The organism is Actinomyces sp. ICM47 (assembly GCF_905369875.1).
Classification (GTDB): domain Bacteria; phylum Actinomycetota; class Actinomycetes; order Actinomycetales; family Actinomycetaceae; genus Pauljensenia.
Genome location: NZ_CAJPJE010000012.1, coordinates 1 through 14,804, shown reverse-complemented (window position 1 = coordinate 14,804; position 14,804 = coordinate 1). Strand labels below are relative to the sequence as shown.

The following is a 14,804-nucleotide window of genomic DNA, read 5'->3' as shown; positions in this document are numbered from 1 at the left end:
ATACACTTGGCACAACTTGTGTTGCCGTTGGTAAAGATGCCTGCGGTTCGGGACCTGTGGGTCCCTCACGGTGAGGCGAGGTTGAGAGGAAATCCCGATGACGTGCGGGACTCGGTCGTTAGCTGTACTCGGCGTACTCAGTCTGTCCGCGGTGGGGCTTGTTCCTGCCGCCTGGGCGACTGATGCCGGGGCGAAACTTACGCAAGTTGCTCAGTCGGGAGAACAACGTGCTCCCGAAACATCCGGTACGGCCACTGCCCAGGAGAGCGGGATCACCCAGGGGCAGTCGGCCTCGTCAATGACGGGGGAGGGGCAGCTGAACGCCCCCGAGAGTCGTGGCTCGCAGCCCCCCGCCGACGTCGAGACGACTGGGGGCATGCCCGCGAGCGTGGCCGCGACCCCGGAGGGCACCGCTGGGCGCGCGGTTGCAACTGCTGAGGACGCCGCGCCAAACGGTGCGGTCGTCGATACCCCGATCCCGGAGATTCAGGCGGTGGGGGAGGGAGACGACTCGGCGATGGTGGGTGCCACCGTGACGACGGTTGGTGTCGTGACTGCGGCGTATCCGGCTGGTGAGTCTGGGCTGGCAGCTACCTTGGATGGGTACACGATTCAGACGCCGGGCAGCGGCGGCGCGTGGGATGAGGGGCGGGCGCGCTCGGACGCCCTCTTTATCTACGTGGGGGAAAACGGTCAGGTCCCTGCGGTTGGGACGTGCGTGCGCGTGAGTGGCACGGTCGGGGAGTTCCCCGCGACGACCGCGACGTCCAACCCGTCGAGCCTGACCCAGCTGGTTGCCACCGGATTCACGCAGGTCGACGGGTGCGAGGCCGTGGCTCCCACTCCGGTCACCGGTGTCCCTGTGGATGGACAGGCGGAGACCTACGAGTCGATGCTGCTGGACCCGCAGGGAACGTGGACGATCACGGACAACTATGCGACGAATCAGTATGGGACGCTGGCGCTCACGCCGGGCACGGAGCCGCTGCGCGCCGCGACCGACGTGGTTGCGCCGGGGCAGGCCGCACGCGACTACGAGGCGGCCAACGCCGCGCGGGTGATCACCCTCGACGACGGGACGAATACGAACCTGCTGAAGGGCGCGGCGACCGAGGTGCCCTACGCATACCTGGCGAATGGGGCACCCGCCCGCGTCGGGTATCACCTGACGTTCTCCGCTCCCGTCGTCCTGGAGCCGAGGCATGGGTCCTGGGTCTTTCAGCCGATCTCGCTGGTCGCCGGGCATCCTGACCGTGCCCCTGTGACCGTCACCGGGCAGCGGCCGAGCGCGCCCACGGTCGGCGGGGATACACGTGTGGCGACCTTTAACGTCCTCAACTACTTCTCCGACCTGGGCGTCGACGAGGCCGGATGCATGGGCTATCCCGACCGCACGGGGGCCTTCGTGACGACCAAGAAATGCAAGGTACGCGGCGCGTACTCGCGCGAGGCTTTCGCCACCCAGGAGGCGAAGATCGTGTCCGCGATCAACGCTCTGGGAGCCGACGTGGTCGCCCTCGAAGAGATTGAAAACCCGCTCGCCGTGGGCGTGGGGACGGATCGTGACGCGACCCTGGCGCGCCTCATGGCGGCCCTGAACGAGGCCGTGGGGTCGAAGGTGTGGGCGTTCGTTCCCTCGCCGCCCGTCGTTCCTGCAGACGAGGACGTCATCCGCGTCGCGTTCATCTACAAAACTGCGACGGTCACCCCCGTCGGTCCCTCTCTGATCCATGACGATCCGGCGTTTAGGGGCCTCGCGCGCCAACCCCTGGCCCAAGAGTTTGCACGCACGACCGGCGAGAGGGCGACTGTACCCTCCTTCGTGGTAATCGCCAACCATTTCAAGTCCAAGGGGTCCGTGCCCGAGGGCGCGGGCGAGGGCAATACCGATAGTGGGGACGGGCAGGGGAACGCGAACGCGATCCGTGTCGCCCAGGCCACCGCGCTCGCTTCCTTCGCCGCTCAATTCGCTGACAAACCAACCCTGCTCGTCGGCGACTTCAACTCCTATTCCCAGGAGGACCCGGTGACGGCCCTGGAGGGTGCCGGGTGGGAGCGCGTGTCCGGCGGGGGTGAGGCGTCCTACGTGTACTCGGGCCGCTCCGGTTCCCTCGATCACGTGTTTGCTAATGCTGCCGCGAAGCCTCTCCTGGCGGGGGTCACTAGCTGGGCCGTCAACGCCCAGGAATCCATCGCTTTCGAATACTCGCGCGCGGGCATGAACGCCCACCTGGCCGTTGAGGCCGGGGTTCCCTACCGCTCCTCCGATCACAACCCCGAGATCATCGGGTTGAACCTGCTGGGAGTTGATCCGTCGCCGGGAATCAACACGACGCCCAGTACCTCGTCAGCGCCGGGATCCACGCCGTCACCTAGCGCCGGTGCCCCGACGCCGCGCGGCACCGGGTACCCGGCCACGGCCTCGTCCCGAGGAGGGCGAAGGCACGCGGGAAATTCACGGCGCATGACGCCGGCGAACGCGCGCGCTTCCCTCGCCCGCACGGGCGTGGACGCGGCGGCCCCGGTCTGGGCCGGCGTTCTCCTCGCCCTCGTGGGCATCGCTGCGCGGAGCGCGGCGCGCCGCGGCTCCCGGCACCCCTAAGCACCCACTCATCACATTCACCACGTGACGCGGCATTGTTGCCGCTCAGAAAGGAACACACCATGCGCAAACCATCGACACGCCTCGCGCTCGCCTCGGTGGCGGCGCTTACCCTCGCGTCGTTGCCCACCATGGCGGCAGCTGCACCGCAGGACGAGGCCGCGCCGATCACCCTGGACCTCTACAACCTGACGGACGTCCACGGGCACATCCAGCAGGTCACCAAGAAGGGGGTCGTTCGCGAGGCCGGCCTGCCCGCGATGAACTGCTATCTCAAGAAGGCCGCGCAGAGCAACCCCAACTCCTCGTTCACGCTGCTGGGCGACAACATCGGAGCGTCCCCCTACATCTCGGGCGCGCTCAACGACAACCCGACTATCGCGGCCCTCAACACCCTGAACCCGCTGGCCTCCACGATCGGCAACCACGAGCTGGACATGGGGCAGGCCGTCTTTAAGCAGCGTGTCGACGGCTCCAACCCGAGCGAGTACGTGCAGGCGACCTTCCCGTACCTGGGGGCTAACATCGAGGGGATGGGCACCTACGGGGACGGCACCCCCTACCTCGGGGACTACAAGCTGTGGACGTCGCCCTCGGGCATGAAGGTCGCGTTCATCGGGGCCATCGCGCAGGACGTGCCCTACAAGCTGAGCCCCGGCACGACGGAGGGCCTGACCTTTAGCGACCCGATTGCGCGCATCAACTCGCTGGCCGCATCTCTCAAAGGCAGCGGCACGGCAGACGTTGTCATCGCCATGCTCGACGATGACGTGAAGAACAACTACACGAAGGTCGGCAAGGACGTCGATGGCCTCATGGGCGGGGACACGCACGTGCCCTACGAGTTCGACCACGTGAACTCGGTGGAGTCCTTCGAGTCAGCGAACCCGCGCCTGGCGGGTGTCGCGTCCGGCTCCTACACGGATAACCTCGGTCTGATCCGCCTGACGATTGATCCCGCGACGCGCCAGGTCACGAGTGCCGACTCGATCCTCATCCCGGCCGCCGAGGTCGCCCAGTGCGGCGCGGACCCCGACACCCAGGCAATCGTTGATAAGGCCGAGGCCGACTCGAAGGAGGCCGGCAAGCGCGTCGTCGCTACCGGATACACGACACCCTTCATGCGCGGTGTCTTCACGACCCCCGACGGGCTGACCGAGCCGGGCTCGAACCGCGGTATCGAGTCCTCCCTCGGTGACCTGGTGGCCGACTCCCTGCGTGAGACGATCCTTACCCCGGACGGAAAGAGCGTCGACGTCGGCATGATCAACGCGGGAGGCCTGCGCGAAGACCTCGTGCCGAACGAGGACGGCACCATCACCTATGCGCAGACCTACGAGGTCGAACCCTTCTCCAACGAACTCGGCTACGTGACCCTCAAGGGATCTGACCTCAAGGACGCGCTCGAACAGCAGTGGAAGAGCGACCTGAACTCGCAGAACTCCCGTCCGATGCTCAAGCTCAATCTGTCCTCGAATGTGCGCTACACCTACGACCCGGCGAAGCCCGACGGACAGCGCATCACGTCGGTGACGATCAACGGTGAGCCGCTGAAGGCTGATGGGACCTACACGGTTGGGTCCGTGAACTTCCTGTTGGACGGCGGTGATTCCTTCGAGGCTCTCACTCGCGGGGGAGCAACCGTGACGAACGGTAACCTGGATCGTGACGCATTCAACGAGTACCTGGCCGCCCATTCGCCCGCGAAGGATCGATCCGCCGACGCTGCAAGCGGCCTGGCCCCGCGCGCGGCGAAGTCTTCGATTGGTCTGACCCTGCCCGCCGAGCCGGTCGCTGATGGCTCGAGCGTGACGATCCCGCTGCGCGGCCTGTCCTTCTCCGAAGGACCCTCGATCACGACGAAGGTGCACGTGAGTGCGGGTGGTGCACAGGCCGTGGCCGACGTGGATAACTCCCTCGTGGATGCCCACGCATCGGACGGTGCCGCAGTCATCACGACGGACGGCGCGGGGCAGGCGAGCGTGGATGTGACGGTCGTGGGTGCCTGCAAGGGCAAGGCGGCCGGTGAGGTCGTGAACGTGCCCGTCACTGTCGCCACCGACTTTGCGACGGTCGTCGAGGCCTCGGACGGTTTGTCGATCCCGGTGACGTGTGCGGGTGTGGCAGCTCCGTCTCCATCGGCCGATTCTGGCGAGGGGAGCAAGCCGGTCGTGAGTGCTCCGGAGGATTCGAAGAAGGATCCAGGCGCGTCCAAGTCAGGCGGTGTGTTGGCGCGAACGGGCGCGGATACGCAAGGGGTGCCTGTGGCGTGTGTGCTTGCTGTGTGTGGCCTCGTCGGGATTTGGGCACGTCGTGCCCAAATCGTTACCAACAGGTAAGCGATTTGCCTTGACGTGAGTGACACTCGCGCAGGATACTTGGATACGGTGTAATCGCCGGTTCGCATTGTTGATAAATTCCCTGTATCCTCAAGGAGGCATGTTTTCCACGCCACTATCGAGTCGTCAGAGAGTTCACGTCAACAGAGAGAGATCGTCATGAAGCACATCACCACATTTGCCGCTGCTGTGGGCGCTGTCACCCTAGCATTGACCGGCTGTGCCGGAGGGGGGAAAGCTGCTCAATCTGGTGAAACCAAGGCTGAGCTTCCGTTTAAGGCATGCGCTGTCTCCGACACTGGCGGTTGGCAGGACAAGTCTTTTAACGAGTCCGCCTACGACGGCCTCATGGAAGCGAAGTCCTATCTGGGGGTCACGGTGGACACCGCCGAGTCCGACACAGAGGATGACTTCGTCGGCAACGTTGACAAGTTGGTGGCCAGCGATTGCACGCTGATCATTGGCGTTGGCTTCCACCTGGAGCCGGCCGTTCATCAGTCTGCCCTGCAGCACCCCGACCGCAACTTCGCCATGATCGACACGACCTTTACTGACGGCACCGACGAGACGGTCCTGAAGAATGGGCGTCCGCTGCTGTTCAATGCGTCCGAGGCTGCATTCCTCGCGGGCTACACCTCGGCGGCGATGTCAAAGACCGGTAAGGTCGCGACCTTCGGTGGTGCGCAGATTCCTGCCGTGGCTGTGTTTATGGACGGATTTGCGGACGGTGTGAAAGCCTACAACGAGGCGAAGGGAACCTCCGTGCAGGTGCTTGGCTGGGACAAGGAAACCCAGACGGGAGCCTTCACAGATTCCTTCGATGACCAGTCGCTGGGGCTGCAGCAGGCGCAGCAGTTCATCGCGCAGGGTGCTGACATCATCATGCCCGTCGCCGGTCCTGTCGGAATGGGCGCTGCGGCCGCTGCGAAGGCTGACGGCAAGACGCTGATCGTTGGCGTCGACTCGGATTGGTACGAGACCAATCCCCAGTATTCGTCGATCATCCTGACCTCGGTCATGAAGGAGATCGGTGCTGCTGTCGAGCAGGCCATTCAGGATTCGGTCAAGGGGAAGTTCACCTCGGAGCACTACATCGGTACGCTCGCTAATGGTGGCGTGTCGCTTGCTCCCTTCCATGATTACGAAACCCAGGTTCCCAAGGAACTGCGGCAGGATCTGAACAAGCTGACGGAGGATATCAAGAAGGGACGGCTCGTGATCGAGTCGCCGAACGCCCCGAAGTAATCTCTCGCCGGGTTGGCCGGCGGCGAAGCTTTCAACGCAGTGATTGGTGTCGCTGCACGAAAGCTTGCCGCCGGCTTAATCGTTGCTAAAGCAACTTAATCGTTATCAAAGCGAGTTAACCGTTACCAAAGCGAGAACAAATAAACCTTGACATGAGTGTTGCGGCACGGGACACTTAGATCAGACGTAAAAGTCGATTTATGCAAATGTTCGCACGGTGATTGTGCGAACCGAATCGGGGCTTGTGTAGCTCACGGTTCGACGAAGAATCACTTCAACAAAGGATCACACAGATGAAGCATTTCACGAGGCTCGCCACATCGGCGGGTATTGTCGCGCTCGCGCTGGCTGGATGTGGCGGAGGTGGAACCTCCGGCGGCTCTGGCAAGGCCCAGGACGCCTCGTCTTTCAAGGCGTGCGCAGTGTCGGACGCCGGCGGCTGGAACGACAAGTCCTTCAACGAGTCAGCGTACAACGGACTGAAGGATACCCAGGGCAAGCTGGGTATTCAGATCAACGCGGCCGAGTCCAGCTCCGACACGGACTTTGCGCCCAACGTTGAGTCCATGGTCTCCGACGGCTGTAACCTGATCATCGGCGTCGGCTTCAACCTCGAGCAGGCGATCCACAAGTCCGCAGATGACAACACGGACCTGCACTACGCCCTCATTGACTCCAGTTTCTCGAACGGTTCCGACACCGTCACCCTTAAGAACGGGCGTCCGCTGCTGTTCAACACGGCTGAGGCTGCATACCTTGCGGGTTACGCGGCGGCCGGCATGACGCAGACGGGTAAAGTTGCCACCTTCGGTGGCATGCAGATCCCTGCGGTGACAGTCTTTATGGATGGCTTCGCTGACGGCGTTGATGCCTACAACGCCGCGCATGGTACCTCCGTTCAGCTGCTCGGCTGGGACAAGGCATCTCAGAACGGCTCGTTCACGCAGAACTTCGATGATCAGGCACTGGGCAAGCAGCAGGCGCAGCAGTTCATCTCGCAGGGCGCGGACATTATTATGCCCGTTGCTGGCCCCGTGGGCCTGGGTGCCGCGGCGGCTGCCAAGGCTGACGGTAACACGCGCATCGTCGGTGTGGACTCCGACTGGTACGAGGCGAACCCCGACTACTCCTCGATCGTGCTGACGTCGGTCAAGAAGGAGATCGGTGCTGCTGTCGAGCAGACCATCACGGACTCGGTGAATGGCAAGTTCACGTCGGAACCGTTCGTGGGGACGCTGGCTAACGGCGGCGTCTCCCTGGCACCGTTCCACGATTTCGATGCTCAGGTGTCCGATGAGCTCAAGTCTGAACTGAACAAGCTCACCGAGGACATCAAGGCTGGCACGCTGAAGGTTGAGTCGCCGAACGCCCCGAAGTGATCCCCAGTGGTGGGGCTGTCGGCGAGTTGGCCGCAGCCCCACCCGGGTGTCGGGAGCCTATCACCCACCGGTGTTGGGGAAGGTCGAAGGAATGAAACTAGAGCTGCGGGGGATCACGAAAAGGTTTGGCCCCCTCACTGCTAACGACTCGATCGATCTGACGATCGAGGAGGGGCACATCCATGCCCTGCTCGGAGAAAACGGCGCGGGAAAGTCCACGCTGATGAACGTCCTGTACGGGATGCACCAGCCTGACGAGGGACAGATCATCATCGACGGTGAGCCCGTGACATTTAAAGGCCCGGGTGACGCTGTTGCTGCGGGCATTGGTATGGTGCATCAGCACTTCATGCTGATCCCGGTGTTTACGGTCGCGGAATCGATCGCACTAGGTTATGAGCCGACTGGCCCGGCGGGCATTATTAGCCGTGAGCGCGCGCGTCAGACGGTGCGCGAAGTATCGGCGCGCTTCGGCTTCGACCTGGATCCCGATGCGCTCATCGAGGATCTGCCGGTCGGTGCGCAGCAGCGCGTCGAGATCGTCAAGGCTCTGTCGCGTCAAGCGAAGGTCCTGATTCTGGACGAGCCGACGGCTGTGCTGACACCGCAAGAGACGGATGAACTGATGAAGATCATGCGTCAGCTCGCCGATGCGGGGACGTCGATTGTCTTCATTACTCACAAGCTGCGCGAGGTGCGTGCAGTTGCTGACGATATCACGGTGATCCGTCGTGGAAAGGTCGTTGGCACGGCCTCCCCGACGGACTCTGAGGCTTCGCTGGCCTCGCAGATGGTGGGGCGCCCGGTTCTTTTGCGCGTCGATAAGGAACCGGCTCGGCTTCGCCGAGGCGGCGTCGTCTTGGATGATGTCACCCTGCTAGGCGCGGGTGGCGTGCCCGAACTTGATCATGTGTCATGCAAGGTTCAGCGTGGTGAGGTCCTCGCGGTTGCCGGCGTGCAGGGCAACGGTCAAAGCGAACTTGCGGAGGTGATCCTTGGCCTGCGCACTCCTGACAGCGGTACGATCACCCTCGAGGGAAGGGATATTACTCGCGCAAATCCTCGAAAGTCCCTGCATTCTGGGGTCGGGTTCGTTCCCGAAGACCGTATGACGGACGGTATGGTGTCCTCTTTCTCCATTGCTGACAACTTGGTCCTTGACCAGTTTAATGCGCCCGAGTTTGCCTGGGGTCCGTCGCGCAAGCTGGGAGCGGTTGCCCGCAATGCGCGAGCGAAGCAGGAGGAATACGACATCCGCCTGACGTCGATCACTGACCCAATTTCCTCCCTGTCGGGCGGTAATCAGCAGAAGGTTGTCGTTGCGCGCGAAATGTCACGAGAGCTGAAGCTGTTGGTTGTCAACCAGCCCACGCGCGGCGTCGACGTTGGGTCGATCGAGTTTATTCACCGCAGGATCGTGGACGTGCGCGACCAGGGGTGCGCGGTGCTGCTGATTTCGTCGGAACTCGACGAGGTTGTGGCGCTGGCCGACCGGATCGCCGTCATGTATCGCGGTCGCATCGTTGGCATCGTGCCTGCGGATACGGAGCGTGATGTCTTGGGTCTCATGATGGCTGGCGTTCCTCAGGACGAGGCCGTGGCGACCTCGCATCGCGGTGGCGCGGTTGACGCTCGTGTGGGACAGGAGGAGCAATGAATAAGAAGAAGACTGCCTCCCTGGGCATGTTTACGAGGATCGTCGGCTCGCAGGGGTTCGTGTCGGTGCTCTCAGTCTTGATTGCCTTCGCAATCGGAGCGATCCTGATTGCCGCTACGGGGGCTTCCGTCACAGACGCCTACTACGCGATGTTCCGTGGGGCCATCGTGGACCCGCAGGCGTCGACGTTCATGCGCGCGATTAAGCCGCTGACAGACTCGGTGTTCTTCGGGATTCCCTTGATTATTTCGGGTCTGGGTCTCGCGTTCGGCTTCCGGGCAGGACTGTTTAACATCGGTGGTAAAGGCCAGATGATCGTTGGCGCACTCGCGGCCGTGTGGGTGGGCTTCTCGATGAGCCTTCCTCCGGTCGTTCACACCTTCGTCGCTGTGGCTGCGGCAATTATCGCGGGCGCTGCGTACGCTGGCATCGCGGGTGTCTTGAAGGCAAAGACGGGGGCTAACGAAGTCATCGTCACGATCATGCTCAACTCGATTGCGGTCCTGGGGCTGGGATACGTCCTGTCGCAGCCGTCGTGGCAGCGGCCCGGTTCAAACCAGCCGGTCACTCCTAACGTGGCTGAAACGGCTGCCTTCGCGAAGTTCTTCGATGGGCCGATCAAGCTGCACAGTGGCATCATCGTTGCGCTTGTTGCGTTGGTGATTTTCTGGTGGCTGATGGAGCGCTCGACGCTCGGTTTCCAGATTCGTGTCGTGGGTGCAAATCCTGCGGCGGCACGTACGGCGGGCATCTCGGTTGAGCGCATCACGGCGGTCACGATGCTGTTCTCGGGTGCCTTCCTGGGGTTGGCGGGTGCGAACGAGGCCTTGGGCACTCTCGGGTACGCCTCGCGTGACGTGGCCGGTTCGATTGGTTTTGACGCGATTACGGTCGCTCTGCTGGGACGCAACAAGGCGTGGGGTACGTTCGGTGCTGGCCTGCTGTTTGGTGCGTTTAAGGCGGGCGGTTATGCGATGCAGGCAAAGAATGTGCCAATTGACATGATTTTGATTTTGCAGTCGGTGATCGTGTTGTTGATTGCTGCCCCGGCTCTGGTGCGGTGGCTGTTCAGGCTGCCTGATGCGAAGCGTCTGGCGGCTGCTGGAAAGGGGAACGACGAATGAGCACAGTTGAGAAGGACGCGCAGGTTCTGGTCAAGCGCTCGTGGAAGCTCCCAGTCGTGTATGCGGCTGCCAGCATCCTGCTGTTGGTGTTCGGTGTCTCGACGTACGGTGATGTGACGATTCGACTGAACGATAAGTCGCAGTCGTACTCGATTCCCGATATCGTCACGTCTGGTGCTCCCATCGTGTGGGTGCTTGTGGCGTTGACCATTCTGGTGACCGCATGTGCGGTGATTGTGACTGTCCGACGCGTCGATGTTCCGTCGTGGGCGCGAGCGGTAGGAATGAGCGTCGTCGGCGTGTCCACGATTCTGGGCTTCCTGTTGTACGCAGGTTCGGATTCGGCGGGTGCCGTGACGCTTACCTCGACGCTCGTATCGACGGTGGCGATCTCGACGCCACTTATTTTCGGTGCGCTGTCGGGTGTCATCTCTGAGCGGGTCGGCGTTGTCAATATTGCGATTGAGGGTGACCTGCTGGTCGGAGCGTTCGCGGGTATCATGGCGGCCTCTTACTTCCAGACCGCTTACGCGGGCCTTGTGGCCGCGCCCTTGGCGGGTGCTCTGCTGGGGTCGCTACTGGCGCTCTTTTCCGTCAAGTACGGGGTGGATCAGATTATCATCGGCGTCGTGTTGAACGTTCTGGCGCTGGGCCTGACGACCTTCTTGTACGGGACGATCATGAAGGACGCTCAGGACGTCCTGAACACCAACCGCTACTCGCTGCCCGACATCCCGATCCCTGGCCTGGTCGAGATTCCGGTCATCGGGCCGGTCCTGTTCGATCAGTCGATCCTCGTCTACCTCATGTACGCGGCCGTCATCGCGCTGTCGTTCTTCCTGTTCCGATCTCGCTGGGGTCTGCGCCTGCGGGCGTGCGGCGAGCACCCACGCGCGGCCGACACGGTCGGCATCAACGTGGCGCGTACTCGCACTGCCAACACGATCCTGGGTTCTGCGTTCGCAGGTCTGGGTGGTGCGTTCTTCACGATTGGATCGGGTCTGGCGTTCACGGACAACATCTCTGCAGGTAATGGCTACATTGCCCTGGCGGCGATGATTCTGGGCAAGTGGAATCCGCTGGGGGCGATGAGTGCAGCCGTCATGTTTGGCTTCGCGCAGGCGATGGCCCGTATGCTGCCCAACATTGAGCCTTCGATTCCCGCGAACCTGATTTCGATGATTCCTTACGTGGTGACGATTGTCGCTGTGGCCGGTTTCGTCGGTAAGTCTCGCGCCCCCGCGGCCGAGAACATTCCCTACGTGAAGTGAGGAGCGTGGAACAGGTGACGACGATCGATTGGGATGCCCTGCTGGGCGTCGCCATCGACGCGATGACATGCGCGTATTGTCCCTACTCGCACTTCCCGGTGGGCGCGGCGGGCCTGAGTGCCGATGGCCGTATCGTCAGCGGTTGCAACGTGGAGAACGCGGGTTACGGCGTGACGCTGTGCGCCGAGTGCGGCATGGTCTCGGACTTGATCCGCACCGGCGGAGGCACACTCGTCGCGGTTGTCGCCGTCAACGGGGACCGGGTTCCGGTGGCCCCGTGCGGGCGGTGCCGCCAGCTCATCTACGAGCATGGCGGCCCCTCCTGCCTGGTCCTCATGCCAGGCGGCGTCGCCGACATGACCCAGGTCCTGCCCGGTGCCTTTGGCCCCCACGACCTGGAGGAGGCTGCTTCCCGCGGCACCGCCAGGTCAGATGATGCTCACGACGCGGCCCAGGCCTCGTCTCAGAAGAAAGAAGGAAACGTTGGCACTGTTTGATGCCGTTGACATTATCCGCACGAAGCGGGATGGGGGAGTACTCACCCCCGACCAGATTGACTGGGTGATCGACGCCTACACGAAGGGCGTCGTCAAGGACGAGCAGATGTCTGCCCTGGCTATGGCGATCTTTTTGCGTGGGATGAACCGCGCCGAGATCGCCCGCTGGACGGACGCGATGATCCGTTCGGGGGAGCGCATGGACTTCTCCGGGATTGGCAAACCGACCGCAGACAAGCACTCCACGGGAGGCGTGGGCGACAAGATCACGCTTCCGCTGGCTCCGCTCGTCGCGTGCTTCGGCGTGGCCGTCCCGCAGCTGTCGGGCCGAGGCCTGGGGCACACGGGCGGTACCCTGGACAAGATGGAGTCCATCTCCGGGTGGCGCGCTAATCTGTCCAACGAGGAGATTCTGGCTCAGCTCGGTGAAGGCTGCGGCGCGGTCATCTGCGCGGCGGGGTCGGGTCTGGCACCCGCGGACAAGAAGCTCTACGCGCTGCGCGACATCACGTCCACGGTCGAATCGATTCCGCTGATCTCCAGCTCCATCATGAGTAAGAAGATCGCCGAGGGAACGAGCGCTCTCGTCCTGGACGTCAAGGTCGGCTCGGGTGCCTTCATGAAGGATCTGGACGCCGCGCGCGAGCTCGCCCGCACGATGGTGGATCTCGGCACCGACGCAGGGGTGGCCACGCGCGCGCTCCTGACCGACATGTCCGTGCCGCTGGGCAGGAAGATCGGTAATGCCCTCGAGGTTGAAGAATCCGTCGAGGTGCTTGCGGGCGGCGGCCCTGCCGATGTCGTTGAGCTGACCTGCGAGCTTGCCCGTAACATGCTCGATCTTGCTGGCGTGCACGACGCTGACGTGGAGGCCGCGCTGCGCGATGGCCGCGCCATGGATCGCTGGCGCGCGATGATTCGCGAGCAGGGCGGTGACCCGGACGCAGCCATGCCTCGTGCCGTGCACACTCACGAGGTGTGTGCTGAAGGCAATGGAACGATCGTTGGTATGGATGCCCTGAGCGTGGGCGTCGCCTCGTGGCGACTTGGCGCGGGCCGAGCCGTCAAGGACGATCCGGTGCAGGCGGGTGCCGGCATTGAGATTCACGCCAAGCCGGGCGAGACCGTCACGAAGGGGCAGCCTCTGCTCACTCTCCACACCGACGATGAGTGGCGGATTGAACGGGCATTGGAAACACTGACCGGCGCCATCGAGATCAGTGCTGGAGGGACGTATCTTCCTCACGGCGTGGTCTTGGAGACGGTGTCCTGATCGCGGCGCGGCCGGGGCGAGGAAGGAAGATACGTGGATAAGCGTGATGAGCAGTCGATTGATGCGCTCAAGCTCTACTATCAGCAGAACTTGAGTCAAGCTGAAGTCGCCGCCCGTTTGGGCATCTCGCGTCCCACAGTCGCCAAACTCCTCGCCCACGGCCGTGATCGTGGTTTCGTTACCATTTCAATACATGATCCCCGCGATGAGGCCTCTGAACTGGCTGCCCGTTTGGAGCGATGCTACGGATTATCATGCGTGCGCGTCGCGCACGGGCACGCCATGACAGAGGACGAGGCCATTGATCAGGTTGGTCGCGTCGGTGCCGACCTGGTGAGCCAGTTGGTCCACGACGGTATGAGCGTGGGTATCTCCTGGGGTCGCACGATGAGTGCGGTCGCCTCTTACTTGACTCGTTCTCCGCGCCAGGGCGTGCGCGTTGTCCAGCTCAAGGGCGGGACGTCCTTCTCTGCGCGTGCGACGCACGACTTCGAGGTGATGCGCGCGTTTTGCACGGCCTTCACCGCGCAGCCGCGTTACCTGCCCCTTCCCGTCATCTTTCAGAGTACGAAGACGGCATCGATCGTGTGCAAGGACCAGGCGATCATGAAGATCTTGGAAGAGGGCCGTAACGTTGACGTGGCTGTCTTTACGATTGGTGCGATCAGCAACGAAGTCATTTCTCTCAACCTCGGGCACCTGGGTGAGAAAGAAGTAGACACGCTGCTACACAGAGCCGTCGGTGACGCACTTTCTCACTTTTTTACGGAGAGTGGGCAGGTCGCGATTCCGGAGCTTGAGGCGCGCACTGTCAGCATTTCCCTGGAACATCTGCGTACTCGTCCTGTGCGGCTGGTTGTCGCGGGCGGAAACGTGAAAATGCGTGCGTTGGATACGGCGCTGCGTATGGGGATTGCGACGCATCTTGTGGTGGATCAGGACCTGGCGGCCGCGCTGTTGGATATGCGTGAGCGAGATGCTATGACGGAAGTAGGTGATGGCGCGAGAGATGTTGAACACTTGTCAATATAATTATTGACATATTGCTAATGGCGACAATAATCTCACCACACGGTAAAGATGCCGAGGAGCTGATTGCTCCGTGATTTGACGAAGGAAATGACACATGCGCTCGACACCGCACATCAACCCCACCGCCCCTATCGCCGAGACGATCCTCCTGCCGGGTGATCCGCTGCGCGCGAAGTTCATCGCCGAGAACTACCTGGAGGACGTCCAGCAGTTCAACGCGGTGCGTAACATGCTGGGCTTCACCGGCACCTACCAGGGCACGCCCGTGTCCGTCATGGGGACGGGTATGGGTATCCCGTCCATCTCCCTGTACTCCTACGAGCTGATCCACGAGTTCGGTTGCAAACGCCTCGTGCGCGTGGGCACCTGTGGCGCGCTCCAGCCC

10 protein-coding genes and 1 pseudogene are annotated in these 14,804 nt (G+C 62.7%); all 11 read left to right on the top strand.

Features of this window, described 5'->3' with window-relative positions; translation table 11 throughout:
* Positions 1–97 precede the first annotated feature (97 nt).
* A complete protein-coding gene (locus QZ149_RS04070) occupies positions 98–2,602 on the top strand; it encodes an ExeM/NucH family extracellular endonuclease (RefSeq protein WP_291449999.1) in 2,505 nt (834 codons plus the stop codon).
* A gap of 62 nt (positions 2,603–2,664) precedes the next feature.
* A complete protein-coding gene (locus tag QZ149_RS04065; RefSeq protein WP_291449998.1) occupies positions 2,665–4,941 on the top strand; it encodes a bifunctional UDP-sugar hydrolase/5'-nucleotidase in 2,277 nt (758 codons plus the stop codon).
* A gap of 159 nt (positions 4,942–5,100) precedes the next feature.
* Positions 5,101–6,186 (top strand): BMP family ABC transporter substrate-binding protein, encoded by a 1,086-nt coding sequence (locus tag QZ149_RS04060; protein ID WP_291449997.1) that lies wholly within the window; start codon positions 5,101–5,103, stop codon positions 6,184–6,186.
* A gap of 293 nt (positions 6,187–6,479) precedes the next feature.
* Complete coding sequence (locus QZ149_RS04055) at positions 6,480–7,565, top strand: BMP family ABC transporter substrate-binding protein (RefSeq protein ID WP_291449996.1); 1,086 nt, start codon at positions 6,480–6,482, stop codon at positions 7,563–7,565.
* A gap of 91 nt (positions 7,566–7,656) precedes the next feature.
* Entirely contained in the window at positions 7,657–9,222 is a 1,566-nt protein-coding gene (locus QZ149_RS04050; protein WP_291449995.1) for an ABC transporter ATP-binding protein, read from the top strand.
* Entirely contained in the window at positions 9,219–10,346 is a 1,128-nt protein-coding gene (locus QZ149_RS04045) for an ABC transporter permease (RefSeq protein WP_291449994.1), read from the top strand. The genes QZ149_RS04050 and QZ149_RS04045 overlap by 4 nt, the downstream gene beginning before the upstream one ends.
* Positions 10,343–11,617: an ABC transporter permease gene (locus QZ149_RS04040; RefSeq protein ID WP_291449993.1), complete on the top strand. Its 1,275-nt coding sequence runs from the start codon at positions 10,343–10,345 to the stop codon at positions 11,615–11,617. The genes QZ149_RS04045 and QZ149_RS04040 overlap by 4 nt, the downstream gene beginning before the upstream one ends.
* A gap of 14 nt (positions 11,618–11,631) precedes the next feature.
* A complete protein-coding gene (locus QZ149_RS04035; RefSeq protein ID WP_291449992.1) occupies positions 11,632–12,114 on the top strand; it encodes a cytidine deaminase in 483 nt (160 codons plus the stop codon).
* The gene (locus QZ149_RS04030; RefSeq protein ID WP_291449991.1) at positions 12,101–13,387 is read left to right on the top strand and encodes a thymidine phosphorylase; all 1,287 of its coding nucleotides are present in this window, start codon (positions 12,101–12,103) and stop codon (positions 13,385–13,387) included. Before QZ149_RS04035 ends, QZ149_RS04030 begins: the two co-directional genes overlap by 14 nt.
* Before the next feature lie 33 nt (positions 13,388–13,420).
* Positions 13,421–14,419, top strand: a complete 999-nt coding sequence (locus tag QZ149_RS04025) for a sugar-binding transcriptional regulator (protein ID WP_291449990.1) — start codon at positions 13,421–13,423, stop codon at positions 14,417–14,419.
* A gap of 94 nt (positions 14,420–14,513) precedes the next feature.
* A pseudogene (locus QZ149_RS04020) lies at positions 14,514–14,804 on the top strand (purine-nucleoside phosphorylase); the annotation flags it as partial.